22 protein-coding genes are annotated in these 24449 nt (G+C 65.6%); 6 read left to right on the forward strand and 16 right to left on the reverse strand.

Features of this window, described 5'->3' with window-relative positions; translation table 11 throughout:
* Positions 1-4 precede the first annotated feature (4 nt).
* On the forward strand, positions 5-205 hold the full coding sequence (locus tag AAHK21_RS18220; protein ID WP_008097766.1) for a DUF1656 domain-containing protein: 201 nt from the start codon (positions 5-7) through the stop codon (positions 203-205).
* A gap of 10 nt (positions 206-215) precedes the next feature.
* Complete coding sequence (locus AAHK21_RS18225) at positions 216-1076, forward strand: efflux RND transporter periplasmic adaptor subunit (protein WP_367857962.1); 861 nt, start codon at positions 216-218, stop codon at positions 1074-1076.
* 44 nt (positions 1077-1120) lie between these two features.
* Here AAHK21_RS18225 and AAHK21_RS18230 read toward each other — a convergent pair whose 3' ends face one another.
* The 3 genes from AAHK21_RS18230 to AAHK21_RS18240 form a co-directional block, all read right to left on the reverse strand.
* The gene (locus tag AAHK21_RS18230; protein ID WP_367857963.1) at positions 1121-1618 is read right to left on the reverse strand and encodes a type II toxin-antitoxin system YhaV family toxin; all 498 of its coding nucleotides are present in this window, start codon (positions 1616-1618) and stop codon (positions 1121-1123) included.
* The gene (locus AAHK21_RS18235) at positions 1615-1941 is read right to left on the reverse strand and encodes a type II toxin-antitoxin system PrlF family antitoxin (RefSeq protein WP_102682108.1); all 327 of its coding nucleotides are present in this window, start codon (positions 1939-1941) and stop codon (positions 1615-1617) included. Before AAHK21_RS18235 ends, AAHK21_RS18230 begins: the two co-directional genes overlap by 4 nt.
* A 109-nt stretch (positions 1942-2050) precedes the next feature.
* Positions 2051-2497: a universal stress protein gene (locus tag AAHK21_RS18240; protein ID WP_367857964.1), complete on the reverse strand. Its 447-nt coding sequence runs from the start codon at positions 2495-2497 to the stop codon at positions 2051-2053.
* A 260-nt stretch (positions 2498-2757) separates the two neighbouring features.
* On the opposite strand from AAHK21_RS18240, the gene AAHK21_RS18245 reads away from it, so the two are divergent.
* From AAHK21_RS18245 to AAHK21_RS18260, 4 genes are all read left to right on the forward strand, one after another.
* The gene (locus tag AAHK21_RS18245; protein ID WP_102682106.1) at positions 2758-3663 is read left to right on the forward strand and encodes a LysR family transcriptional regulator; all 906 of its coding nucleotides are present in this window, start codon (positions 2758-2760) and stop codon (positions 3661-3663) included.
* A 278-nt stretch (positions 3664-3941) separates the two neighbouring features.
* Positions 3942-5483, forward strand: coding sequence for an MFS transporter (locus AAHK21_RS18250; RefSeq protein WP_367857965.1), 1542 nt, complete (start codon positions 3942-3944; stop codon positions 5481-5483).
* A gap of 27 nt (positions 5484-5510) precedes the next feature.
* Complete coding sequence (locus AAHK21_RS18255; RefSeq protein ID WP_102682104.1) at positions 5511-6572, forward strand: HlyD family secretion protein; 1062 nt, start codon at positions 5511-5513, stop codon at positions 6570-6572.
* The gene (locus AAHK21_RS18260) at positions 6569-7996 is read left to right on the forward strand and encodes an efflux transporter outer membrane subunit (protein WP_367857966.1); all 1428 of its coding nucleotides are present in this window, start codon (positions 6569-6571) and stop codon (positions 7994-7996) included. The genes AAHK21_RS18255 and AAHK21_RS18260 overlap by 4 nt, the downstream gene beginning before the upstream one ends.
* A 43-nt stretch (positions 7997-8039) precedes the next feature.
* Here the strand turns inward: AAHK21_RS18260 and AAHK21_RS18265 are convergent, their stop codons facing one another.
* The 13 genes from AAHK21_RS18265 to AAHK21_RS18325 form a co-directional block, all read right to left on the reverse strand.
* A complete protein-coding gene (locus AAHK21_RS18265) occupies positions 8040-8864 on the reverse strand; it encodes an SDR family oxidoreductase (protein WP_046854226.1) in 825 nt (274 codons plus the stop codon).
* A 133-nt stretch (positions 8865-8997) separates the two neighbouring features.
* Entirely contained in the window at positions 8998-9462 is a 465-nt protein-coding gene (locus AAHK21_RS18270) for a multidrug transporter (RefSeq protein WP_367857967.1), read from the reverse strand.
* A gap of 184 nt (positions 9463-9646) precedes the next feature.
* A complete protein-coding gene (locus AAHK21_RS18275; protein ID WP_367859003.1) occupies positions 9647-11101 on the reverse strand; it encodes a mannose-1-phosphate guanylyltransferase/mannose-6-phosphate isomerase in 1455 nt (484 codons plus the stop codon).
* Between the two features lie 35 nt (positions 11102-11136).
* On the reverse strand, positions 11137-11784 hold the full coding sequence (locus tag AAHK21_RS18280) for an alginate O-acetyltransferase AlgF (RefSeq protein WP_367857968.1): 648 nt from the start codon (positions 11782-11784) through the stop codon (positions 11137-11139).
* A 20-nt stretch (positions 11785-11804) separates the two neighbouring features.
* A complete protein-coding gene (locus AAHK21_RS18285; RefSeq protein WP_367857969.1) occupies positions 11805-12965 on the reverse strand; it encodes an alginate O-acetyltransferase in 1161 nt (386 codons plus the stop codon).
* A gap of 10 nt (positions 12966-12975) precedes the next feature.
* Positions 12976-14433: an MBOAT family protein gene (locus tag AAHK21_RS18290; RefSeq protein WP_102682099.1), complete on the reverse strand. Its 1458-nt coding sequence runs from the start codon at positions 14431-14433 to the stop codon at positions 12976-12978.
* A 189-nt stretch (positions 14434-14622) separates the two neighbouring features.
* The gene (locus tag AAHK21_RS18295; RefSeq protein ID WP_367857970.1) at positions 14623-15726 is read right to left on the reverse strand and encodes a mannuronate-specific alginate lyase; all 1104 of its coding nucleotides are present in this window, start codon (positions 15724-15726) and stop codon (positions 14623-14625) included.
* 7 nt (positions 15727-15733) lie between these two features.
* Positions 15734-17176 (reverse strand): alginate O-acetyltransferase, encoded by a 1443-nt coding sequence (locus AAHK21_RS18300; protein ID WP_367857971.1) that lies wholly within the window; start codon positions 17174-17176, stop codon positions 15734-15736.
* Between the two features lie 13 nt (positions 17177-17189).
* Entirely contained in the window at positions 17190-18746 is a 1557-nt protein-coding gene (gene algG / locus AAHK21_RS18305; protein WP_367857972.1) for a mannuronan 5-epimerase AlgG, read from the reverse strand.
* 18 nt (positions 18747-18764) lie between these two features.
* On the reverse strand, positions 18765-20243 hold the full coding sequence (locus AAHK21_RS18310) for an alginate export family protein (protein ID WP_198743594.1): 1479 nt from the start codon (positions 20241-20243) through the stop codon (positions 18765-18767).
* Positions 20240-21682: an alginate biosynthesis TPR repeat lipoprotein AlgK gene (gene algK / locus AAHK21_RS18315; RefSeq protein WP_367857973.1), complete on the reverse strand. Its 1443-nt coding sequence runs from the start codon at positions 21680-21682 to the stop codon at positions 20240-20242. Before algK ends, AAHK21_RS18310 begins: the two co-directional genes overlap by 4 nt.
* A gap of 13 nt (positions 21683-21695) precedes the next feature.
* Positions 21696-22862: an alginate biosynthesis protein Alg44 gene (locus tag AAHK21_RS18320; protein ID WP_046854236.1), complete on the reverse strand. Its 1167-nt coding sequence runs from the start codon at positions 22860-22862 to the stop codon at positions 21696-21698.
* Positions 22863-22896: 34 nt separating this feature from the next.
* Positions 22897-24378 carry a glycosyltransferase family 2 protein gene (locus AAHK21_RS18325; RefSeq protein ID WP_172670871.1) on the reverse strand — a complete coding sequence of 494 codons (1482 nt, stop codon included), beginning with the start codon at positions 24376-24378 and terminating at the stop codon, positions 22897-22899.
* Positions 24379-24449 lie beyond the last annotated feature (71 nt).

Consider the following 24449-nt stretch of genomic DNA (forward strand, 5'->3'; position numbering starts at 1 on the left):
AACCATGCCCCGCGAGATCGCCTTCCATGGCGTGTACATGCCCACCATGACCTTGATGTTCCTGTTCGCCCTGGGCCTGGCCTGGGGCCTGGACCGGTTCATCGCCAGCCATGATGGCTATCGCTTCTTCTGGCACCCGGCGCTGCTGCGCCTGAGCCTGTTCGTCTGCCTGTTCGGCGCCCTGGCGCTGTCGCTCTACTGGTGAGAATCCTGCAATGAAAAAGTTCTTCAGCCTGATCGCCACCCTGCTGGTGCTGACCGCTGCCGTGGTGATCGGCCGCCAGTTGTGGCTGCACTACATGACCACGCCGTGGACCCGCGACGGCCGGGTGCGCGCCGATATCATCAACGTTGCCGCCGACGTGCCGGGCTATGTGGTGGAAGTGCCGGTGAAGGATAACCAGCGGGTGAAGAAGGGCGACGTGCTGATCCGCATCGACCCGGAGCACTACCAGTTGGCGGTGGAGCAGGCCAAGGCGCTGGTTGCCTCGCGCAAGGCCACCTGGGAAATGCGCAAGGTCAACGCCAGGCGCCGCGCCGACATGGACAACCTGGTGATCTCGAAAGAGAACCGCGACGACGCCAGCAATATCGCCAGCTCCGCCCTGGCCGACTACCAGCATGCCCAGGTCCAGCTGGCCGCCGCCGAACTGAACCTCAGGCGCACGCAGATCGTTGCCACCGTCGATGGCTACGTGACCAACCTGAACATCCACAAGGGCGATTACGCCCGCACCGGCGAGGCAGTGATGGCGGTGGTGGATGAGCAGTCGTTCTGGGTGTACGGCTTCTTCGAGGAAACCAAGCTGCCCCACGTCAAGGTAGGGGATGTGGCCGAGCTGCAGATGATGAGCGGCGAGCGCATCAAAGGGCATGTGGAGAGCATCGCCCGGGGGATCTACGACCGCGACAACCCGCAGAGCCGCGAGCTGATCGCCGATGTGAACCCGACCTTCAACTGGGTGCGCCTGGCGCAGCGGGTGCCGGTGCGGATCCATATCGATGAAGTGCCGGAAGGGTTCCTGCTGGCGGCGGGGACCACCTGTACCGTGGTGGTCAAGCCGAGCGAGGGCTGATCCAGTCCTCGCGCTGACGCCATCGATGCATTGGCAGGCAGGTGTCAGCGCTTGAGGGTGGCGTTGAATCGGGCTGTTGCCGCAGTTGCTTCCTGTAACAGCTGACTCCAGTCGTCAGGCGGGTATCCGGTGCCCAGCATGCGACGGAACACTTTGTAGGCATTGTCACTGCTTTCGTAAGCGCGTTTGCTGTCGTCATCGTTTACCCAAACCAGGACGATTATCTTGCTCGACGCGTGATAACGGAAAAACAAACGATATTGCTGGAAGAACTTCGCCCGGAACCAGTGCCGGTGGGCATCTCCCAGGGTGTTGCCCTGGCGATACTCGGTTTTGGTTGGATCCTGCGCGATGCCATCAAAAGCCAGGCGAATAATTGCAGTCAGCCGTTTCCAGGCATTCTTCCTGGTGTAGCCATCGGGGGCCTTGCGCTTCAGGACCTCCAGTTCGTTTTTCAGCTGGTCCAGCTTATCGAGGAACATGGGGTGTGCGAACACCGTCCAGCCAGTTGAAGAAACGGGGGGGAGGTCAGCATCTGTCATTCATCATCCGCCGAAAGAGGTTGATCCAGATCGAGTTCTTCATCGCCAACCAGTGCCTTCAGGCGAGCGACAAACTCTGCATCGACAACCTTCAAACGTTGCGGGTTCGTGGCGATATCCCGTTCCAGGAATTCGAGGAACTGCCCCACGGCAGGGTCTTCCTCGGCTGTCTCTGCGCGGGTCAGTATCACTGCTCCGTCAGGGCGGATCGAGTAGTGAATCTTGTCACGCTTTTTCAGGCCCAATGCGCGGCGAACGGTTTCGGGGACCGTTGTCTGGTAGCGCTCGGTCAGGGTCGATTCCGCTTCGAAGGTAGTAGCCATTGTCGTCAGTCCGCGAGGGGTAATATCGGCCACGGTAATGCGAGTGCATTACCTGGTCAATGCAGTTGCATTACCTCGTGTGTACTGGCTGATCAACGGTTTTCCTGGCTCAAGCTGCCCCGACCAGCACGGGCACCTTCACCCGGTCGATCACCTTGGCGCTGATCGACGGATCGAGCAGCCTGCCTAGCCGTGACAGGTGGCGGTGGCCGATGATGACCAGTTCGCACTCCAGCTCTCGGGCCTTGGCGACGATCGCCTCCACCGGCTGGCCGGCGACCATGCAGCCCAGGCTGTCGAACCCGGCGTCGCGCAGCATTACCACGGCGCTGTTCACCGCGTGCTCGGCCTGTTGCTGTTCGTCGCAGGCGGCGGGGTATTCCTCCAACTCATCTTCGGTGTAGGCCGTGCGGTGGTCGTGCACGGCGAAGGTCGAGTCGATGGCCAGCAGCACATGCAGGGTGTGCTCGCCGGGGCGGCAGTAGCGCTGGGCGAGGGTGAGCAGGCTGGCGGCTGCCGGGGAGGCGTCGATGGCGATCAGAACCGGATGGGGCATGGGCAATCCTTTGGAGAATGGATGGCAGTGCTGCGTTCATCGCCGGCAAGTCACAACGGCGAACCGCCGCGCCCACAGGGAGATGCGCTGCCTGCAGGCGCTGCGGTTCGCCGCCGCGGCTTGCCAACGGTGAGGCCACACCATTGTCGGTTCATTGACCTCTACGGATAAATGGTCCCTCACGCACGGCGCCATTGCGTCAGACGCAATCGGCCAACCTGTTACCATCGCGTTTCCCACAGCTGTAACGGAAAACGGCCATGCAACTCCCGGACATGAACCTGCTCGTCGCCCTCGACGTGCTGCTCGACGAAGGCAGCGTGGTCGGTGCCGCCCAGCGCATGAACCTGAGCCCGGCGGCAATGAGCCGGACCCTCGGGCGAATCCGCGAGGCCATGGGCGATCCGATCCTGGTGCGTGCCGGCCGTGGCCTGGTGCCGACACCGCGAGCGTTGGCCCTGCGCGAGCAGGTGCATGGGCTGGTGGAGCAGGCTGGCCTGGTGTTTCGCAGCCGCGATGCCGTCGACCTGGTCAACCTCGACCGCGCTTTCAACATCCGCACCAACGACCTGTTCATTGCCCTGTATGGCGCACAGTTGCTGCGCATGATGTTGGCCCAGGCGCCGCGCACGGTGCTGCGTTTCGTGCCCGAGGGCAGTGGCGATGACGATGCGGTGCTGCGCAACGGGCAGATCGACCTGATCATCAGCTCGGCCATCGAGCTGGGGCCGGAGATCAAGGTGCAGAGCCTGTTCAATACCTACTTCGTCGGCCTGGCCCGTGAGGATCACCCGATCTTCGATGCCGTGATCACCCCCGAGCGTTTTGCCGCCTACCCGCAGATCAGCGTGTCCCGGCGTGGCCGGGCCAACGGCCCGATCGACGTGTCGCTGGCCAACTGCAAGGTGGAGCGGCGAGTGGCGCTGATCACCACCAGCTTCCATTCGGCGATGTTCTCGCTGCCGGATTCGGACCTGATCCTGCCGATACCGGCCAACATCCTCAACAGTGTGCAGCGCTTGAAGCTGCCGTTGCGTTCGTTCGAGATCCCGGTGCCGCTGGAGAAGGTCAACGTGATGCAGGCCTGGCATCCGCGCTTCGACAATGACCCGGCGCACCGCTGGTTGCGGCAGACGTTGAAGGCTTGCGGCAGCATCGATCCTTGATGAGGACCGCTGCGCGGTCCATCGCCGGCAAGCCGGCTCCCACCCCGACCGCGCCGCCCTCAGGCCAAGCGCGATCCTTGTGGGAGCTGGCTTGCCAGCGATGAGGCCATTAAAAGCAACACAAGACAGTTGCTCCCAAAGGAGGAGATGCTAGCTTGCAGCATTTAGCCTGGATTGCGTCTGGCGCAACATAAAGCTGCCAACAAGTCAGTTTTCGTCAGCATTCGACCTTCTTAGACTTCACCCAGCCCTTAAAATGTTGCTGGAGATGTCTATCCATGAGTTCCCTGACCGCGCCTTCCGCCGCGCTGGCCGCCGCCCCTGCGCCGGCCGCCCCCGCGCAGACGGCGTTCGGCCTGCGGGTGGTGGTCGGGCTGTTCGGCGTGTTGCTGGCGGTGCTGTGCGCCGGGCTCAACGAGGCGGTGACCAAGATTTCCCTGAGCGACATCCGTGGCGCCATGGGTATCGGCGCCGACGAAGGCGCCTGGCTGCTGGCGGTGTACAGCGCCGCTTCGGTCTCGGCCATGGCCTTCGCGCCGTGGCTGGCCACCACCTTCTCGCTGCGCCGCTTCACCATGACCGCCGTCGGCCTGTTTGCCGTGCTCGGCCTGATCCAACCCTTCGCCCCCAACCTGCACAGCCTGATGTTGCTGCGTGTGCTGCAGGGCTTCGCCTCGGGCGCCTTGCCGCCGATGCTGATGAGCGTGGCGCTGCGCTTCCTGCCACCGGGCATCAAGGTCTATGGCCTGGCCTGCTATGCCCTGACCGCCACCTTCGGGCCGAACCTCGGCACGCCGCTGGCTGGCCTGTGGACCGAGTACGTCGGCTGGCAGTGGGCGTTCTGGCAGATCATCCTGCCGTCGCTGCTGGCGATCGCCTGTGTCGGCTGGGGCCTGCCCCAGGACCCGTTGCGCCTCGAGCGCTTCAGGCAACTGGACTGGCGCGGGGTGTTGCTTGGCCTGCCGGCGATCAGTTGCATCGTCCTTGGCCTGTCGCTGGGCGACCGCTGGGGCTGGTTCGATTCGCCGCTGATCTGCTGGCTGCTCGGTGGCGGTGTGCTGTTGCTGGTGCTGTTCATGTACAACGAGTGGTCCGAGCCATTGCCGTTCTTCCAGTTGCGCATGCTCTCGCGGCGCAACCTGAGCTTCGCCCTGGTGACCCTGGCCGGTGTACTGGTGGTGTTGTCCGGGGTGGGCAGCATTCCGTCGGCGTACCTGGCGCAGATCCAGGGCTATCGCCCGGCGCAGACCAGCCCGCTGATGATGCTGGTGGCCATGCCGCAACTGCTCGCCCTGCCGCTCACCGCGGCGCTGTGCAACATCCGTGCGGTGGACTGCCGTTGGGTGCTGGCGGCGGGCCTGGCGATGCTGGCGGCGTCCTGTGTGGGGAGCAGCCTGCTGACTTCGCAGTGGATTCGCGGCGACTTCTACCCCTTCTACCTGCTGCAGGTTTTCGGCCAGCCGATGGCCGTGCTGCCCCTGCTGATGCTCTCCACCAATGGCATGACCCCGCAGGAAGGTCCGTTCGCCTCCGCCTGGTTCAACACGGTCAAAGGGCTCTCGGCGGTGATCGCCGGCGGCCTGCTCGACGCCCTTGGCACCCTGCGCCGGCATTTTCATTCCAACCACCTGGTCGACAGCCTGGGCAACGCGCCGCTGATCGACGACAACGCCGCTGGCCTGGCCAAGCGCATCCATGAACAGGCCCTGGTGCTGACCTCGGCCGACCTGTACCTGGTGATGGCGGGTATCGCCGTCGCCATGATCTGCCTGATCCCCTTCGTGCCTACCCGGATCTTCCCGCCGCGTGCGGTGGCCTGAAGCCGGGGCTGAATTCGAGATAGAAAGATGACCAACAACCGCAAGACGCTCTTCATCGGCTCGGCACTCGCCGTGGCCGTGCTCGCCGCCCTGGTCGGCCCCTGGATGTTCGGCAGTGATCACCGCCAGCGCACCAACGACGCCTACGTGACCGCCGACTACACCGTGGTGGCGCCGAAGGTGGCGGGCTTCATCAAGGAGGTGCTGGTGGAGGACAACCAGCAGGTGAGTGCCGGCCAGTTGCTGGCGACCATCGATCCACGCGACTACCAGGCCGCGCTCGACGCCGCCCAGGCGCAACTGTTGGTGGCCAGGGCGCAGAGCCTGGATGCCCGCGCCACCCTTGAACGCCAGGCCTCGTTGATCGCCCAGGCCGAGGCGGCGGTGAAGGCAGCCCAGGCCGAGGCGGCCTTCGCCGACCATGAGGTGACCCGCTACAGCCGCCTGGCCGAGCAGGGCGCCGGCACCGTGCAGAACGCCCAGCAGGCGCGCAGCGGCGTCGACCAGGCCCGTGCGCGGCTGGCCAACAGCCAGGCGGCGTTGCTGGCCACGCGCAAGCAGGTGGATATCCTCAGCGCCCAGGTGGCCAGCGCCGATGGCCAGCTCAAGCGTGCCGAAGCCGGGCTGGAAAAAGCCCGGCTGGACCTGTCCTACACCCGCATCACTGCGCCGGTCGACGGCATGGTCGGCGAGCGCGCCCTGCGCATCGGGGCTTACGTCAATCCGGGGGCGCGGCTGCTGTCGGTGGTGCCGCTGGAGCGCGCCTATATCGTCGGCAACTTCCAGGAGACCCAACTGACCCATGTGCAACCGGGGCAACCGGTGAGTATCAGTGTCGATACCTTCTCCGGCGAACAACTCCACGGCCGTGTCGAGAGCATTGCCCCGGCCACCGGGGTGACCTTCGCCGCCGTGAAGCCGGACAACGCCACCGGCAACTTCACCAAGGTGGTGCAGCGTATTCCGGTGAAGATCGTCTTCGATGACGGCCAGCCGCTGTTGGCGCGCCTGCGCGTGGGCATGTCGGTGGAAGCGACCATCGATACCCACGGCGACACGCTGGCCGGCAAAGAGGTGACTGCGCGATGAGACGCCTGAGCCCTCTGTTGCTGGCCATGCTGCTGGCCGGCTGCACCCTCGGCCCGGACTTCCACCGCCCGGACAGCGAGGCGCCCAAGGACTGGGCCGAGCTGCAAGGCGCTGCCGCGGCCAGCCAGCCGGTGGCCGAACCGCTGGAACTGCGTTGGTGGGACAGTTTCCATGACCCGCGCCTGAGTGCGCTGATCCAGAAGGTCACCGAGCGCAACCTCGACCTGCGCATGGCCAGTGCCCGCCTGCTGCAAAGCCGCGCCCTGCGCAGTAGCGTGGCGGCGGACGAGCTGCCGGCGGTGGATGTGAACGCCGGGTACAGCCGTGCGCGCAACAGCGCCGAGGGGCTGAACGACCCGTCCGGCGAGTCTGGCAAGTCGGCGTACAGCCTCTGGCAAGGCGATCTGGTGGCCGGCTGGGAACTGGACCTGTGGAGGCGTGTGCGCCGCCAGGTCGAGGCCGCCGACGCGAGCGTGGCGGTGGCGGAGAACGACCGCCGGGGCGTGCTGCTGGCCTTGCTTGCGGAAACCGCCGGCAACTACATCCAGTTACGTGCCGTGCAGCACACCCTGGACATTACCCAGGACAACCTCAAGGTCGCCCGCCACAGCCTGAAGTTGTCCGAAGGCCGCCAGGCGGAAGGGGTCGCCACCCGCCTCGACGTAGCCCAGGCCAGCGCCCAGGTCGCTTCGATCGAGGCGCGCCTGCCGACCCTGGAAGCCCGTCGCGACGACCTGATCAACGCCCTCGGCCTGCTCGCTGCCGAACCGCCACGCAGCCTGCAGCGTGAGCTGCTGCAAGGTGGCGAGCTGCCCGCGCCGCAGCAGCGCTTCGCCATCGGCGTGCCTTCGGAGCTGGCCGAGCGCCGGCCGGACATTCGCCAGGCCGAGGCCCGCCTGCATGCCGCCACCGCCAGCATCGGCGTGGCCAAGGCGGACTTCTACCCGAGCATCCGCTTGTCCGGGAGTGTCGGTTTCCAGGCCATGCAATTGTCCGATTTCGGTGGTTGGGATTCGCGCCGGTTCGCCTTCGGCCCGCAGCTGTCGCTGCCGATCTTCGAGGGCGGGCGGCTCAAGGGCACCCTGGAGCTGCGCGAGGCCCAGCAGCAGGAGGCGGCGCTGAACTACCGCAAGGTGGTGCTCGGGGCCTGGCACGAGATCGACGACGTGCTGCGCCTGTACAACGCCAGCCAGCTGCGCCGTGATCACCTGGCCGAGGCAGTGCGGCAGAACCGCATCGCCCTGGAGACCGCGCAGCGCCAGTATGTGGAAGGGGCGGTGGACTTTCTCAACGTGCTGACGGTGCAGGGTGCGCTGCTGGCCAGCGAGGAGCAGTGGATCGACAGTTCGGCGGCGGTGTCGCAGGCGTTGGTCGGGTTATACAAGGCGCTGGGCGGCGGCTGGCAGGCGTTCGATCAGGTTTGAAAGGCATCGCGGGGCAAGCCCGCTCCCACGATGCCTTGTGACGTCAGAGCGGTCGCAGCAGCCCGAAACGCTTGCGCAATACCCAATCCAGCAACCTCTGTGGCAGCACCCGGGCCATCAACGGCAGCGCCGTGCTGCCATTGCCGATACGCACCAGCGCCGGCACTGGCGACTTGCGCGTGGCGGCCAGCAGGCGTTGGGCAAACACCGCCGCCGAGGTCGGCCGGTCCTGCGACGCCCGCGCCCGGGCCTGTACCTGTTCGCGCAACGGCCACCATGGGGAATCGCTAGCCAGTACCTGCTCGGCCTGTTGCTGGGCATTGCTGGCGAACTGCGAGGCGATCGCCCCCGGCTGCACTTCCATCACCCGAATGCCGAACGGCGCCAGTTCCAGGCGCAAGGCAGCGGTCAGCCCGTGCACGGCGGCCTTCGACGCGCAGTAAGCGCCGGCGAACGGGGTGACCAGCACGCCCGAGACGCTGCCGATGTTCACCACCAGCCCACGCGAGCGGCGCAGCAGCGGGAACAGCGCGCGGGTTACGCCGACCAGGGCGAAGACATTGGTTTCGAACTGTTGGCGCATGGCCTCGACACCGCCGTCGAGCAGCGGGCCCATGGCGCCGTAGCCGGCGTTGTTGATGAGGATATCGAGGCCGCCGTGGCGGTCTTCCAGCTCGTCGGCAAGGCGGGTCAGTGCCTCGCCGTCATTCACATCCAGTTGCCGTGCCGCAAAGCCGGCGGCGAGCAGGGCGTCGACGTCGTCGGGCTTGCGGGCGGTGGCCCAGACTTCGTGGCCGGCATCGCGGAAGGCGTCGGCCAGGGCGCGGCCGATGCCGCTGGAACAACCGGTGATGAGGACGGTGGGCATGGGGTAGGCCTTAGGTCTGGGAGGGTCGTAATACCTGCCCCGGCCCTATCGCTGGCAAGCCAGCTCCCACAGGGATCACCGAAGCCCCTGTGGGAGCTGGCTTGCCGGCGATAGGGCCGGTACAGGCAATGAATCAATTGGCGAATGTACCTTGCAGATGCTCGGCACGAAACTCCAGGGTCTGCGGCCGATACCCCGAGCGCAGCGGCGGCACCGGCAGGCAATCGCTCCACTCGACGCCCGGCTGCAATTCGCCGGGACCACGGTAGCGGGGTGCTGCATAGGTATTCTCGGCCAGGTTCACGGTATCGCCGGGAGCATAGGCGGCCACGCGCCAGCGCAGCTCGGTCAGCGGCGCCTTGTTGCCGTTCTTCATGCGAACCTGCAGGGCACGGTCGGCGGGGCATTGGTCGGGGGCGTAGGCCAGGCGAATGTCCAGGCGGGCCAACTGCGAGGCCTCGCGGGTGTCCTGCCAGACCACACCTAGCGCCACCAAGCCCAGGCCGCACACGGCGGCCAGGGAGATCGGCAAGGCCTTGGCCGGGTAGCGCAGCAGCAGGACCAGCCAGGTGAGGATGAGCAGGGCGCCGATGATCATGGTGGGGCAGGCCTTGGTGGCGGGGGTTTGATCATCGTAGCGGGAAATGGGTATTGGCTCAAAAGCGGGAGGGCCTCGCCCTCCTTTCGCCGCTGCCCATCGCCGGCAAGCCGGCTCCCACAGGAATGTACAAAGCCTGTGGGAGCCGGCTTGCCGGCGATGGGCCGCAAAGCGGCCCCGGGGCTTACTGCGCGATGGTCTTCACCGAAACCCCACGCTCCACCGGCGTGGAAGTTCGCCCATACACATCCTCGAAGCGCTCGATATCATCCTCGCCCAGGTAGCTGCCGGACTGCACCTCGATGATCTCCAGCGGGATCTTGCCCGGGTTGCGCAGGCGGTGCACCGAGGCGATGGGAATGTAGGTGGACTGGTTCTCGGTGAGCAGGAACACGTTCTCGTCGCAGGTCACCTCGGCGGTGCCGGACACCACGATCCAGTGCTCGGCGCGGTGGTGGTGCATCTGCAGCGACAGGCTGGCGCCCGGCTTGACGGTGATGTGCTTGACCTGGAAGCGCCCACCCATGTCCACCGAGTCGTACGAGCCCCACGGGCGGTAGACCTCGAGGTGATTCTGGGTCTCGGTCCGGCCTTGGGCGTCGAGGGTGTTGACCAGCTGCTTGACGCCTTGGACCTTGTCCTTGTGGGCGATCATCATGGCGTCCTTGGTCTCGACCACCACGATGTTCTCGAGGCCGATCACCGACACCAGCTTGCCATTGCCATGGATCATGCAGTTGTGGCTGTCCTGCACCACCACGTCGCCCTTGGTGACGTTGCCGTTGTCGTCCTTCTCATGCACGTCCCACAGCGACGACCAGCAGCCCACGTCGCTCCAGCCGGCCGACAGCGGCACCACGCAGGCGCGCTGGGTCTTCTCCATCACCGCGTAGTCGATGGAGTTGTCCGGGCAGCAGGCGAAGGTGGCTTCGTCGATGCTCAGCACATCGGCCTCTTCGTCGCTGCGCTCCAGGGCCAGCAGGCAGGTGTCGTAGATGTCCGCATCGTGCTTTTTCAGCTCTTCCAGGAAGCGGCTGGCGCGGAACAGGAACATGCCGCTGTTCCAGAAGTAGCCGCCGGCGCGGACGAACTCGTTGGCGCGTTTCTCGTCGGGTTTCTCGACGAACTGCGCGACCCGCGCCACGCCCTCGGGCAGCAGCGAATCCTGGCTGGAACGGATGTAGCCGTAGCCGGTCTCGGGCTTGGTCGCCGGCACCCCGAACAGCACCATCTCGCCGCGCTCGGCGGCCACGGTGGCCAGGGCCAGGGCGCGCTGCAGGGCCTTCTGGTCCTCGATCACGTGGTCGGCCGGGAGCACCAGCATCAGCTCGTCACGGCCTTCATTGACCAGCTTCATCGCGGTGATGGCCACCGCCGGCGCGGTGTTGCGGCCGAACGGCTCCATGAGGATCGCCTGGGTTTCCAGCTTCAGCGCGCCCAGCTGCTCCTGGACGATGAACTTGTGGTCCTTGTTGCAGACCACGATGGGGGTGTCCATGCCATCGAACACCAGGCGTTCGATGGTCTGCTGGAACAGGGTGTGTTCGCCGGTCAGGGCCAGGAACTGCTTGGGGAACTGCTTGCGCGACAGAGGCCACAGACGCGAACCGCTACCACCAGAAAGAATTACCGGGATCATCATGTTTCTCCAATAGTCGTTTAGAGGCAGGGGGATCAGTTGCTAGCCACGGGGCGAGTTACCCACACCGGCGACAGGCTGTTGCCGGAACCGGTGACATACAGCACGGCCGCTTCGCCGCGCTCCAGGGCGACGGGCTTGACGTCGCCGACTTTCTTGTCGCCTGCATACAGGGCAAGGTTGACCTTGACCGGGTTGATTTCACGTTCGCCACGGCCCTTGGCGGCCACCGGCTTGACCACTTCGGTCTTGCCGTCGGCGGTCTTCAGGGTCAGTTGCTGGTCGCTGAGGTTCTGCACCCGCACCAGGGCCTTCTGCTTGTTCTTGAACGGTGGCTCTTCGATCAGCTGCGGGTTGCCGCCGTTGTTGTTGACCAGGGTGTAGTACTTGTCGGCGGCCAGCTTGACCGGCACGCTCTTGCCGCCGACTTGGGCGGTGTAGTCGCCGCCGGGCAGGAAGCTGAAGTCGCTGCTGGCCTGGGCGCCGACCTGCTTGATCTGGTTGTTGCCGACGCTGGCGGCGGTGGGGCTGCTGGCGGCGTTGTACAGGCGCACGAAGGTCGAGCCCTTCGGCGCGCTCGGGCCATAGAGGGCGGCATCGGCGCCGGCGAAGGCCTGCATCGAGGCCAGGGACAGGCCGGCGGCGAGGGTGAGGGCTTTGGCAATGGAAGTCTTGGTGGTCATGTGCGTGTTCCTCTCTATCTTCAGTGGTCCGTCCGGTTGGACGACAGGGCCAGGTTTTCTTCGGATTTGCGGGAGTTCTTCAGCTGTGCGATCCACTGCGGATCGAAGGCGCTGAGGTCGTTCTTCATGGGCAGATACCGTTCAGGGAATTCCCACACCACGACTTGTGGCGGGGCATTTTTGAAAGCGTCGCTTTGCAGGTACTTGAGCATCGGCAGCAACGGGCCGTGGCCGTCTTCGGCGTAGTTGGCGACGTCGCTGCGCAGGGCCTGCTGCAGGGCGCCGAGGAAGTTCCAGTGCGGGTTGGCGCTGTAGCTGGTGCCCACCAGCGCCACCGGGATGCGGCTGTCGTCGAACAGCGCGTCGCCACCCTCGGCGCCATCGGCCTGTACCGGGTGGGTCTTGCGTTGTTGCAGGGTGTCGGGGGTGGGCAGCAGGTTGCTGAACAGCGGATCCAGCGGCAGGAAGTTGGTCAGGTCGCCCTTGTACGGCGCGCTGGCGCCGGCCTCGGTGATGTACGCCTGTGGCTCGCCGGTGAGCAACTGCTGGCGGTCGACGGCTTCGGCCAGCGATTGCGCAACCACTTCGGCGCCCATCGGCGTCCAGTGGGTGTCGGTGCGCAGGAACACCTGGCCGCGGGCCTTGGCCTGCTCCAGCGGCGCTAGCAGGTCGGGGGCGAACACGTTGGCCTGGCGCGCCTGGGCGTGGAACTGGTTGAACAGGTCGTCGTGCAGGCTGGCCGGCGTCTCTTTGCCGATGTATTCGGAATAGAGCCGGGCCTTGGCCGGGACGATCGCCAGCACCAGCTGCACGCCCTGGCGTTGCAGTGTGTCACGCACCCCGCGCACCAGTGCCAGGTTGTCCTGCATCTGTTGCTGCGCGCCGGCGGTGGGGTTGAATTCCTCGTCGGTGAACAGCCACTGGTCGCGACCCAGCACCACGCCGGGGCGGCCTTCGTTGAACAGCTTGAAGTCCAGCGCCGCCCACAGGTTGGTGCCGACGCGCTTGATCGGGAATTGCTCGTCGTAGTGGGTTTCGGCGGCCTTGGCCAGCTTGCCGTCGAGCAGGGTCATCTGCCCGGTGCGGTTGAAGCTTTCCAGCCCGCCGACCGACCATGCGCCCAGCCCGACCAGCAGGCCCATGAACGACAGCGAATAGGTGATGCGAAGTGTCCGGTTCATGATTCAGGCCTCAGAACTGGAAGTACAGGAACGGGGAGTAGCTCTGCGCCGAGAGCTTGAGCACCGAGGCGACGAACAGCAGCAGGACCAGGGCGCGGGTCATGATCCGCGTCCAGTCCAGCCCCACCGAGCCGTCGGCGTTGATCTGCACCGGCGTGGCCTTTGGCGTTGGCTTGGCGTTGCGGTAGAAGTCGCGCAGGCCGAAGAACGCCAGGCTCAGGTAGGCGACGACCAGCGTGGCCACCTGCAGGCCGGTAAGCTGGGCGCTGTTGATTTCCGACAGCTGCCAGTCGCCGAAGCTGAACATGGCGCCGTACATGCGCGCCGCCACGTGCAGGTTCTCGGCGCGGAAGATCACCCAGCCGACCACCACCAGCAGGAAGGTGAAGGCCCATTTCACCGGGTTGAAACGCTGCGGATTGGTGTCCAGCCCGAGCGCGCGCTCGATGGCCAGCCACAGGCCGTGCCAGGCGCCCCAGATGATGTAGGTGAAGTTGGCGCCGTGCCACAGCCCGCCCAGCAGCATGGTCAGGAACAGGTTGCGGTAGGTGTTGAAGGTGCCTTTGCGGTTGCCGCCCAGGGTGATGTACAGGTAGTCGCGCAGCCAGGTCGACAGGCTGATGTGCCAGCGCCGCCAGAACTCGGTGATCGACTGGCTGATGTAGGGCTGCTTGAAGTTCTCCATGAAGCGGAAGCCCATCATCAGGCCCAGGCCGATGGCCATGTCGCTGTAGCCGGAGAAGTCGAAGTACAGCTGCGCGGTGTAGGCCAGGGCGCCGAGCCAGGCATCACCGGTGGTAGGGTTCTGCAGGGCGAAGCAGTGGTCGGCGACCACCGCCAGGGTGTCGGCGATGAACACCTTCTTGATGAAGCCCTGCATGAAGCGGGTGCAGCCTTCGGAGAACTTGTCCAGGGTGTGGGTGCGGTTGTTGAACTGGTCGACCAGGTCCTTGAAGCGCAGCACGGGGCCGGCGATCAGGTGCGGGAAGATCGCCACGAAGGCCGCGAAGTCGATCAGGTTGCGCGTGGCCGGGGTGTCGCCGCGGTACACGTCGATGATGTAGCTGATCGACTCGAAGATGTAGAACGAGATACCGATCGGCAGCAGCACATGGGTGAGGATGAACGGCTCCAGCCCCATCGAGGTCATGATCGCGTTGAGGCTGTCCACCCCGAAATTGGCGTACTTGAAGTAGCCGAGGATGCACAGGTCGACCCCCACGCCGAGCAGCAGCCAGCGCTGCGCGGGCTTGGTGCGCACGCCGGCGGCGCCGACCTTCAGGCCGATCCAGTAGTTCCACAGGGTGACCCCGGCGAACAGGGCGAGGAAGTCCACCCTCCACCAGGCGTAGAAGATGTAGCTGGCAACCAGCAGCAGCAGGTTGCGATAGCGATTCCCGCTCACGTAGTACAAGCCGAGGAAAACCGGCAGGAACAGGAACAGGAACACGTTGGACGAGAAGACCATCCCGGTTCTCCTAGTTATGCACAGCACCTGGGGCACAGCGCCCCCCAAACCCCCCAACAAAAAGCTGGAAGGCAACCTAGTCCCCTGTAGGAGCCGGCTTGCCGGCGATGGGCCGCATGGCGGCCCCGGCCATCGCAGGGCAAGGCTTTGCCTTGCATCGCCGGCAAGCCGGCTCCCACAGGGATCGCGTTACTTTTTCTGTTCCGCGCTCGGGTCATAGACCCGCGTCACATCGCCACCCAGCCGGAAACTGTTGAACGGCTGCATGTCATGCTTGCGCTCGAGGGTGTCGCCGACGCACTGGTACAGCGCGCACCATGGCTCGAGCCAGGCGTACTTGCTGTCGATCTTCAGGTCCTTGAGGTCCTGCTTCACGCCGGCGCGGGTGTTGAAATGAACAGGGTCGCGGGCACCGGCCAGCACGCCTTCGCCAAGCCGTTGCAGGGCGAAGTTGTTCTCCTTGCGCAGGTCCACGCCGTTGGCCTGGGCGAAGCTGGCGATCATCGCCAGCGGCGGCAGGGCATAGTTGTGGTAGGCCAGGGCGCGTTGCTTGCGCTTGACCTCGTTGGGCAGGAAGCCCTGCTCGTCGACCTGGTTGACGCCGACCTTGTATTCCTTCACCGCCCAGTCGAACAGCTCCCGCTGGTCGGTGGCCACCGCGGTGGCCATCACCGACCAGGCCGCCCAGTAGCTGTGGTTGTTGATCTTCTCCAGCGGCAGGTCGCTCCAGTCGCGCACGGTCTGGCGTGCCAGGCGCACGAACCACTTCTCGATCTGCTCGGCCTCGGAGCGGTGCGCCGCCAGTGGCTGCGAGTTGGAGAACTTCAGGCGCAGCCACGAGCCGCTCATGCTGCCCAGGGCCCATTTGCGCATGGACTTGCCGGTATGGTTGTAATCGGTGGACATCAACGCATCGGCGCGTGCCCAGGTGTCGAGCCAGGTCAGGGCGCAGTCCAGTTGCGCCGGGCGGCCATCGCGCATGTACTGGCCGACCATCTTGCTGACGCCTTTCTCGAGGGTGGTGATGTCCTCGGTGGATTTGCGGAAGGCTTTTTCCGAGGCGACATTGAGCGTCGCCCGGGCCTTGTCCGAACCTTCGTACTTGCTGCGGAACTGCAGCGCGCCGGTATAGGGCTTGGGCGCGGCTTCGCAGCGGAAATTGCCGTCGCCGGTCTTGAGCTTGTCGATGCCCTCGTAGTAACCCTGGGGCGGCACCAGCGCGGCCTGCGCCGCGCCGCCGAACAGGGCGAGGGCGAGCAGGGCGGGTGCGGTCTTGCTGCTTATGGTGGTCATGGTCGCCTCACTGGCCAGCTTGCGCGGTGTGCTGCGCGGGGCTGGCGAAGTTGTTGCGTTTGCAGAGTTTGGCTTCGACTTTCTGCGTACCGCTTTCTGGCCCTTGTACCTCCAGGGCGAGCAGGTTCTGGCCTGCCCAGTCTTCGTCCTCGCGCATCTGGAAGACGAAGCGCCCGTCGGTGTCGGAGGTCTCGGGCTTCTCGATCTTGATGTCCTCGTGGCGGCCGTTGAGGTACCACAGGGTGGCCTGCAGCACCTTCACCGAGCTGTCCTCGAACTTGATGTCGAACTGGTGGTTGCGGTTGACCAGGTCCTTGATCACGCCGTTCTTGCCGTTGACCATCAGCTCGTTCTTGCCGGGCTTGAGGGTGGCGCTGGCGCTCATCTGTGCCGGGCGGTCGTCACAGCCGTCGTCGAGCAGGCCGAGGATCTGCCGCCAGATGGTTTCCTGGTCGAGGCGGTACAGCGGCGAGAACTCCCACACCAGGATTTTCGGCGGGTTGTTCTGGAATTCCTCGCTGCCCAGGTACTGGATCATCGAGCCTTCCAGGCCGCCGCCGGGGAAGGCGACATTGAGCACATCGGCGCCGATGTACTGCTCGAGGAAGCCCGAGAAGTTGTAGTTCTTGCCGCTGTGGCTGGTGCCCACCAGGGTGATCTGCGCGTTGCCCGAGTCACCGAACAGGTCGTCACCGCCGGCGGCGCCCTTCGGTTCGGTGGCGAACTGGTCCATGTACTGCACCGCATAGCTGGTGCCGCACAGCTGGCCGGCGACGTTGTGCAGGGTGCCGGTCTTGCCCATGCGCCCGGATTTTTTGGTCTCGAACTCCTTGCGCGGGATGCCTTCGAAGGCCGGCATCTTGTGCACGGTGTCGGCCACGATCTTCGCCGCGCGTTCGGCGCCATAGGGCGTCCAGTGCTGGTCGCCGCGGAAGTAGAAGTCCTTGCCCTGGTCGGCGGCGGCCAGTTGCTCGTTGGTCAGCGGCGACAGGTCGGGCACGTTGTAGCCCATTTTGCTGAAGCGCTGGAGCATGGCCTGGTAGTTGCGCAGGGCCTTCTGGTAGTCGAAGGCGGCCTTCTCTTCGGGGTTGAGCATGTTGCGGTTCACCAGGCCACGGGTCGGCTGGTACACCACCACCAGCTCGACGCCACGCTTCTTGAACGCGTCGTGCACCTGCTGCAGGCGCTTGTAGCCGCCCGGGGTGGTGTCGAACTCGGTGCGCAGGTCCTCACGGGTACGGAACAGCCAGTCGCCCTGGGCTTGCACCAGGGTGGTGAAGTTCTGCTGGTAGCGCGTGGTGTAGCGGCTGGCGTCGTGGGCCTCGGGGCACAGCTGGCAGCACGGTTCGGCGCTGAAGGTCGGCGCCTTGACGTCTTCGGCGCGCACGCCCTGGCTGATGGCCAGGAGGGCGGCGGACAGGCCCAGCAGTTTCATCAGGTGTGGAGTCATGGTCTGGGCTTCCTTAGTCGATCATTTCGGTCTGGCGTTCGACCGGGTCGATCAGCACGGCCTTCTGCTGGCGCACCAGCAGGTCGAGGATTTCGTCCTGGCGTTCGCCGAGCACGCCGTTGAAGCTGATGCCGTTGGCCTTGCGCGGCATCAGCATCGACACCTTGTACAACTCCACCGACAGCGGCGAATCGATAGACAGCGGGCCTGAACCGTTGGCCGCCAGCTCGCCGCCGACCACGATCAGCGACACCTTGGTATCGAACGGGTCGAGGGCGATGTCGCGGTCGGTGTCGGACAGGTCCTTGATGTGGCCGTACACGCCCACCAGGCCGTTGGCCATGGCGACGTTCTCGTACAGGCGGATGTTCACGCTGTTGCGCACGCGGATGCCGTGGCGGCGGTTGTTGATCAGCTTGTTGCCCCAGATCAGGTTGTCGCCGCTCTCGTACAAAGTGATGCCGTCGGTGTGGTTGCGGTAGATCTCGTTGTAGGCAATCAGGTTGTTGACGCTGTTACGGTCGATCACCACGCCCGAGAGCTTGTTGTCGTAGCTCTTGTTGTTGATGATCCAGCTGTCGTTGACCTCACGCGAGACGATGATCCCGTGCTTCTTCTTGGTGCCGTACACGGTGTTGCCGGCGATGATCAGGCGGTGCGAGCGGTCGTGGGGGTCGATGCCGTAGACGATGTTGTCGCGGTAGGTGCTGTCCTTGACCACGAAGTCGCTGGTCTCGTAGCAGTAGAAGCCGTACCACATGTCGCTGAACTCGGAGCCGATGATCCAGCCGGTGGGTTCCGGGCGGCCCATCTGCTTGGCCATGTTCGGCGTGTACTGTGAGATGCTCACGCCATAGGACTTGGATTTGGCGTAGCCGAAGCTGGCCATCTTGCTGTTGACGATATAGGTCTCGGTGCCGCCCCAGCTAAGCAGGAACGGGCGGAATTCGTCGGGCTTGCGGAAGGTCGCCGGGCCATTGGCCTGCTCGCGCCATCCGGTGACCCGGGTGTCGCTGACGAACAGCTTGCCGTCGTTGACGATGAACGAACCGCCTTCCTCGGACAGGCGCAGTTCCTTGACCTTGCCGTCGATCTCCAGCACGCCCTTGTGCCCGACCACGATCGGCAGGCGCGCCAGGTACACGCCCGGCGCGGTTTCACGCAGGTACTGGCTGGGGACTTTCTTGCTCAGCTCCACCAGATCGACGTGGCCGTCATCGACGAAGATCGCCTGGGGGATGCCGTGCTGACGGCGGACCCACTCGGCGCCCTTGTTGTCGCCGCCGATGAATTCCTTGAGGGTGTCCTCCTGGAGCATGCGGCGCACGCTGACCTTGCCCTTGTGCTGGCGGTCGATCTTCTGCTGCACTGCCTGGGCGGTGTAGCCGGACAGGTCGGGTAGCTTGGGCGGGTCCATCTTCAGTGGCTCGATCGGTGCGCTGGAGACGGTATAGGTCTTGGCCTGTTGCAGCCCTTTGGCCATTTCCGGCTCGGCGGCCTGGGCAAGGCCGCCGGCCAGCAGCAGGGCGCTGGCGAGCAGGCTGTGGCGAAGGTTCGGGTGCAGGTTCATGGCTATCCTCTCCCGGCCTCAGTAGCGCCAGATCACGTCGACGAAGGCGCGGTGCATGTACGAGTCGGCCTCTTTGCCGTAGGCGTCGCCCGGCTTGAACACACCGGCACGCAGGCGCACCAGGGCCGACGGTTCGTCGATCGACTGGCTGATCGAGGCCGGCAGCAGGCCCTGCTTGAAGTACTTGGTCACGACCACGTCCATTTCCTGGCCGAGGTCTTTCTCGCCCTGCACCAGCGGGCGGCTGATGCCGCCGTCGTCGACCACCGCGTTGATGCCGCTGGAGCCGATGTTCTGCTTGCCGTCGACGCGCCAGAACTTGTGGTAGATGAAGCTGGCGTCGTAGTCGTCGCGCAGCTGCCAGGAGGCGAACAGGGTGGCCGCCTGCAGGTTGCCCAGCTCGCCGCGGAAGGCTTCGCCGAAGCGGTGCACGCGCGAGCGGGTGCCGGTGAAGTTGGAGCGGTTGCTCTCAAGGCCGGTCTGCTCGAAATTGTTCGAGCCATCGCTGCCACCGCCGCCGCTGCCGCGGGCGTAGGCCGCGCCGACTTGCCACTGCGGGTCGAGGCGCAGGCGGATGCCGAGGTCGGTGGCCCAGGCGTTGACGTCGCCGCTCTGCTTGCCGGTGGCGACCTGGTCGTTGCCGACCGCCTGGCTGCTGAGGGTGTCGCGGTCGCCGGTCAGCCAGGTGACGCTGCCCCAGTAGTTGACGGTGTGGTCGTTGCGCCAGTTGTAGGCGTCGCTGTTGGCTTCCAGGCCCAGCCAGGTGAGGTCGCCGGTGCGGGTCTTGTCGAGGGCGTCGACGGTTTCGCCGGGGCTCTTCAGGCTGCCGCCGTCATGGCTGTGGTGGGCACGCAGGCCAACCCAGTGGCCGGGTGTCCATTGCGTGGCGACGTTGCCGTAGACATGGGTGCGGTCCTTGTCTTCGGGGGCCAGTTCGGTGAGGTCAGTGCGGTATTCGCTGAAGCGCTGGGCAACGCCAAGGTCGGCCTTGAGCAGGGTGGTGTCGAAGGTCCAGTTCAGCGCCTCGATGTTGGTGTCGCGCCACATGCCGTCGTCGCTGCGCAGGCGCTGGCGGCCGAAGCGCAGCTGCTCGCCGGGGTAGGGGGTCAGGCCGCTGTAGCCGATCCAGAATTCGCGCATGGCCAGGTAGCTCTTGTCCGGCTTGCGGCTGTCGTCGCCGTTGTCGCTGGTGGTGCCGTCGTCGTTCTGGCGCAGGGTGTCGGTTTCGATGATGTCGGTGGCGGCCACCGCCTGGCCCATGGCGAAGGCGCTCCAGTTGCCGCGCTCGCCGTACACCCAGGGGCGCAGGTCAAGGCCGAGGCCGTTGACATCGCCACCGGAGCGGGTGCCCAGGTCACGGTCGTCCTCGGACTGGCCGGTGATCTTCACGTCGAGGCCGAAGTTCTTCTGCGCGGTTTCCGCCGCCAGGGTCGGCATCGACCACAGCAGGGCAAAGCCCAGGCCGATGCCGGCTTTCACGAAGGGGTTGAGCGTCATAGCGAATCCTCGGCGTCTACTTCTTCTTTTTCGTCCTGCAGCGCTTCGATGGCCAGGGTGCTGTTGGCGCCTTGGGCCATGCTGCCGCGCGCCTGCTTTTCCTGCGCCAGCAGTTGCTGGGCCTGGTTGCGCTGGTCGGGCGTGAGCTGCTGGTCGAGCTGTTGCAGCAGCTCGCTTGACTGTGGGGTCGGGTTGACCTGGGAGAGTTGCGCGAACACCCAGGCATTGGTCGGCGCCGGGCGGATGCCGTGGCCTTCGCTGAACAGCTGGGCCAGGGCGTAGTCGGCGCTGTTCTGGCCACCACGGGCGGCGGCGAGCAGGTGGTCGACGGCCTTTTGCGGCTCGACCTGGCCCAGGTAGCCACGGCGGTACAGCTGGCCGAGGTAGTAGTCGGCGCTGACTTCGCCGGCGTCGGCGGCAGCCTGCAGGTGCTCCTGGGCCTTCTGCGCGTCGGCGGGCACGGTCTTGCCTTCGTAGTAGAGCCGGCCCAGCAGCAGTTCGGCGCGGGGCTGTTCTGCTTCGCGGCCTTTGTCGATATAGGCCATCAGCTGGTCGGTGTCGCCCAGTTCGGGGAAGTCGTAGAGCAGCTGCGCCAGGCTCACCCAGGATGCCGGGTTGGCCGGCGCGACCTGCTCTAGGAGGTCCTTGGCGGTCTTCTCGTCGGTCTGGCCGAGGCTGCGGTCGGCCAGCACGCGGGCGACGCTGTCGACCCGGGTGGCCGGCACGGTGCCGCGGGCATGGGCGGTCTTGAGCTGCTCGAGCAGGGCGGCCTGCTGGTCGGGCTGGGCGCGTTTCTGGTAGACGGTGGCCAGTTCCACGTAGCAGATATCGGTAGTGGACAGCGCGGCCTTGCAGATTTTCTCCACCTCGCCCAGGTGCTGGTCATAGGTGCCCTGGGTGCGGTACAGCAGCACCTGGGCCAGGCCGGCCTCGGGATTGCCGGCAGCGCGCCACTGGTCGATCTGCTGTTGGGCGTTGACCTTGGGGAAGCTCTGCGGGTACTGCAGGTAGAGCATCGCCAGCGGGATCAAGGTATTCGCTTCACCTTGTTGCGCCGCGAGCTTGAGCAGGGTCTCGGCCTCTTCGCGCTCGGCCTGGGTGCTGTCGGGTTTGGCCACCAGCAGGCGGCCGAGGCGCGCCTGGGCCCGGGGCGAGGTGGCGGCGGCGGCGCGGTAGGTGGCTTCGGCTTGCTTGAGCTTGGCCGGGTCGCGGGTGCCGACCTGGATGTCCGCCAGACCGACCTGGGCGTCGCTGTAGCCAAGGTCGGCGAGGGCCTTGTAGTTGCGCTCGGCGGTGGCGGTGTCGCCGCGCTTGAGCGCTTCGTTGGCCAGGCGCTGGTCGGGCAGGCCGGCGCAGCCGGCCAGGGTGATGGCGGCGGCCAGGGCGCATGCCCCCAGGCGCAAGCTGTCCCTGTGGGAGCCGGGGTGTCTGCTGGTCATCGGCATGATCCTCTTACAGCCCGCGGGCCACGGCCTTGTCGATCAGCCAGTTCAGCGACGGGCCACGGTCGCTGTTGACCGAGGCCGGGCGGCCGGCGAGTTCGGCCGGCAGGCCGCCGTCGGGCTTGATCTGCACGCGGATGTCGGAGGCCAGGTTGTCGGTGTCCAGGCTCGAGCTGCCGGTGATCCGGCCGCTGCGCACTTCATCCTCGCCGGCGATCTGGAAGTTGACCCGGGTGCCCGGCTTCACTTCATCGAACTGGCGATAGCTGAAGCGCGCCTCGATGGTCGGGGTGCTGGTACGCGGGATCAGCGCGAACACCGGCTGGCCCTTGCTGGCGTACTGGCCGTCATCCACCAACTGGCGCGAGACCACGCAGTCGCATGGGCTGGTGAGGGTGCCGGAGAGCTGCTTGCCGAACAGCTCCTCGACCTTGGCCGGCTCCAGTTGCGAGTCGTCCAGGTGGCCTTTGAGCAGGTCGAGCATGCTGGTGTTGAAGGTTGCCAGTGGCGCGCCCTTGGCCACGCTCGCCCCGTTTTCCACCAGGCTCTGCACGCTGCCGTCGCGGGGCATGGTGACGTTGGTGGTGGGCACCGCGACCACGCCGGCTTCGGCATGGCTGACGAAGTACAGGCCATACAGCGACTTGGCGACGAAACCGAACGCCACCAGGCCGACCACGAACACCCCGGCGGTGACGGTGACCGCACGCAGGCGGCCGAATGCGGACAGGCCCGAGCCTCCGTCCTTCTGCTTGCGCGCCTTGGTGAAGTTGTCGCGCTGCAGGGTGCTGAGCACGTCGCCGACGCTGATCAGCTCGCCGGACAGGTGGCTGGTGATGATATGGCGCAGGGTGGCGATGTCGCGCGGCTCCAGGTTCTGGAACTCGGTGCCGGTGCGGCCGGTGTCGCGGCTGCTGGTGCGTACCAGCAGCTCGACGTCCATCGACAGGCCTAGGTTGTCGACCACGAACTGCAGGCGGCCGCGCAGCACTTCGCCTTCGGCCAGGGGCTTCTTGGCATGGAAGGACAGGCCCCCGGCGGACAGGTCGTCAACCTTCACCTCGTGCGGCTCGCGATTGCCGTCCAGGTAGCGCAGCTTGGCGGGAATGCGCACCCGGGCATGCTGGCGCTGCGCTTCGGATTCATGCACGACGTTGACGTTCACGGCGGTATTCATGGCGATATTCGTTCCTGTTATCCGATCCGGGGGCTCACACGACCATGAACAGCACGGCGACGAAGATGCTCGCGGCCGAGAAGGTCATGGTCCGCGAGGACCAGGTGTTGAACCATTGTTGAAAACTTGCGAGGTCGCGCTTGAGGGCAGTGGGCTGGCGAGTCCAGGACTGCTTGTCGAGGCGGAAGAACACGTAGATCTTCATCACCGCGCCGACGATCTGGTTGTAATAGAGAATCAGCGGGTAGGCCGGGCCTACGTTGTGGCCCGAGCACAGCAGCATGATGGTGAGGATCAGGCGGGTGATGCCGATCCACAGCAGGTACACCAGCAGGAACTGCAGGCCGAACTTGAAGCTGGCGATCACCGCCACGGTCAGGCCCAGCAGGCTGGTCCACATCGACACGCGCTGGTCGAGCAGGACGATGCTGGTGAACAGCCCCAGGCGCTTGAGGCCCAGGCCCAGGGCGCGGGAGTTCTGCCGCAGGTTGTTGCCGTACCAGCGGTACATCAGCTTGCGGCTGGCCTTGACGAAGCTTTTCTCCGGCGGGTGCTCCACCGTGTTGATCGCCGCGTCAGGCACGTAGAAGGTGTCGTAGCCCAGGCGCATCAGGCTGAACCAGCTCGACTTGTCGTCGCCGGTGAGGAACTTGAAGCGGCCCAGGCGCCAGTGCATCAGCGAGTCGCTTTCGACGTCGGCGATGAACTCGGGGTTGGTCACCACGCTGGCGCGGAACATCGACATGCGCCCGGTCATGGTCAGCACGCGCTTGCTCAGGGCCATCGAGCACATGTTGATGTGGCGCTGGGCGAAGCGCAGCTTGTGCCACTCGCTCATGATGTAGCCGCCGCGCACTTCGCAGAACTCGTTGGTGGTCAGGCCGCCGACGTTGGGGTAGAGCTTGAACCACGGCACGGTCTTGCGCACCACGCCTTCGGCCAGCACGGTGTCGCCGTCGATCACCGCGACCACGGCGTTCTCGTCCGGGAGCATCCGCGAGATGGCGCGGAAGCCATAGGCCAGGCCGTCGCGCTTGCCGGTGCCGGCGATGCGCACGATGTCCAGGGTGACGTGTCCGGGCGGGTTGTACTTGGCCCACAGGCTCTTGACCAGCAACTCGTCGGACTTCTCCACCAGCGAGCAGACCACCGTGGTGGGGAAGCCACAGTCGATCGCCTCGCGGATCACCGAGCTATACACCTGGGCGGTGGTCAGCGCATCGATGCGGAAGCTGGTGACCATCAGGTACACATGCGACGGGTCGGCGGCCTTGCCGAGCTTCTGCACCTTGCGGCGCAGGTACGGGTAGACCAGGTACAGGAAGATCATGCCGCGGATGAAATGGGTGGCGCCCATGGAGTAGCGCCAGATGCCGACAGCGCCGACCAGGAAGATGAAGTGCTTCGACTGCGAATCGAAGATATCGCTGGGCAGGGCCAGGGCGATCAGCATGAGCAGGCTCATGTAGAGCAGCCAGCCGGCGCACTGCAACAGCACTGTCTGGAACCTTTGCATGTTCGGCATCCGTCGAGAATTCGGGGTGGGAAGGGCGGCGCGCTGGGGAGGGACGCGCCGCCCGACCGGGT

The sequence above is a fragment of the Pseudomonas sp. TE50-2 genome, from assembly GCF_040813665.1.
Taxonomy (GTDB): Bacteria; Pseudomonadota; Gammaproteobacteria; order Pseudomonadales; family Pseudomonadaceae; genus Aquipseudomonas; species Aquipseudomonas soli.

Excerpts from the sequence above, each read along its gene's own strand:
- AAHK21_RS18220 (WP_008097766.1), top strand. The coding sequence starts at position 5 with ATGCCCCGCGAGATCGCCTTCCATGGCGTGTACATGCCCACCATGACC.
- AAHK21_RS18225 (WP_367857962.1), top strand. The coding sequence starts at position 216 with ATGAAAAAGTTCTTCAGCCTGATCGCCACCCTGCTGGTGCTGACCGCT.
- AAHK21_RS18230 (WP_367857963.1), bottom strand. The coding sequence starts at position 1,618 with ATGACAGATGCTGACCTCCCCCCCGTTTCTTCAACTGGCTGGACGGTG.
- AAHK21_RS18235 (WP_102682108.1), bottom strand. The coding sequence starts at position 1,941 with ATGGCTACTACCTTCGAAGCGGAATCGACCCTGACCGAGCGCTACCAG.
- AAHK21_RS18240 (WP_367857964.1), bottom strand. The coding sequence starts at position 2,497 with ATGCCCCATCCGGTTCTGATCGCCATCGACGCCTCCCCGGCAGCCGCC.
- AAHK21_RS18245 (WP_102682106.1), top strand. The coding sequence starts at position 2,758 with ATGCAACTCCCGGACATGAACCTGCTCGTCGCCCTCGACGTGCTGCTC.
- AAHK21_RS18250 (WP_367857965.1), top strand. The coding sequence starts at position 3,942 with ATGAGTTCCCTGACCGCGCCTTCCGCCGCGCTGGCCGCCGCCCCTGCG.
- AAHK21_RS18255 (WP_102682104.1), top strand. The coding sequence starts at position 5,511 with ATGACCAACAACCGCAAGACGCTCTTCATCGGCTCGGCACTCGCCGTG.
- AAHK21_RS18260 (WP_367857966.1), top strand. The coding sequence starts at position 6,569 with ATGAGACGCCTGAGCCCTCTGTTGCTGGCCATGCTGCTGGCCGGCTGC.
- AAHK21_RS18265 (WP_046854226.1), bottom strand. The coding sequence starts at position 8,864 with ATGCCCACCGTCCTCATCACCGGTTGTTCCAGCGGCATCGGCCGCGCC.
- AAHK21_RS18270 (WP_367857967.1), bottom strand. The coding sequence starts at position 9,462 with ATGATCATCGGCGCCCTGCTCATCCTCACCTGGCTGGTCCTGCTGCTG.
- AAHK21_RS18275 (WP_367859003.1), bottom strand. The coding sequence starts at position 11,101 with ATGATCCCGGTAATTCTTTCTGGTGGTAGCGGTTCGCGTCTGTGGCCT.
- AAHK21_RS18280 (WP_367857968.1), bottom strand. The coding sequence starts at position 11,784 with ATGACCACCAAGACTTCCATTGCCAAAGCCCTCACCCTCGCCGCCGGC.
- AAHK21_RS18285 (WP_367857969.1), bottom strand. The coding sequence starts at position 12,965 with ATGAACCGGACACTTCGCATCACCTATTCGCTGTCGTTCATGGGCCTG.
- AAHK21_RS18290 (WP_102682099.1), bottom strand. The coding sequence starts at position 14,433 with ATGGTCTTCTCGTCCAACGTGTTCCTGTTCCTGTTCCTGCCGGTTTTC.
- AAHK21_RS18295 (WP_367857970.1), bottom strand. The coding sequence starts at position 15,726 with ATGACCACCATAAGCAGCAAGACCGCACCCGCCCTGCTCGCCCTCGCC.
- AAHK21_RS18300 (WP_367857971.1), bottom strand. The coding sequence starts at position 17,176 with ATGACTCCACACCTGATGAAACTGCTGGGCCTGTCCGCCGCCCTCCTG.
- algG (WP_367857972.1), bottom strand. The coding sequence starts at position 18,746 with ATGAACCTGCACCCGAACCTTCGCCACAGCCTGCTCGCCAGCGCCCTG.
- AAHK21_RS18310 (WP_198743594.1), bottom strand. The coding sequence starts at position 20,243 with ATGACGCTCAACCCCTTCGTGAAAGCCGGCATCGGCCTGGGCTTTGCC.
- algK (WP_367857973.1), bottom strand. The coding sequence starts at position 21,682 with ATGACCAGCAGACACCCCGGCTCCCACAGGGACAGCTTGCGCCTGGGG.
- AAHK21_RS18320 (WP_046854236.1), bottom strand. The coding sequence starts at position 22,862 with ATGAATACCGCCGTGAACGTCAACGTCGTGCATGAATCCGAAGCGCAG.
- AAHK21_RS18325 (WP_172670871.1), bottom strand. The coding sequence starts at position 24,378 with ATGCAAAGGTTCCAGACAGTGCTGTTGCAGTGCGCCGGCTGGCTGCTC.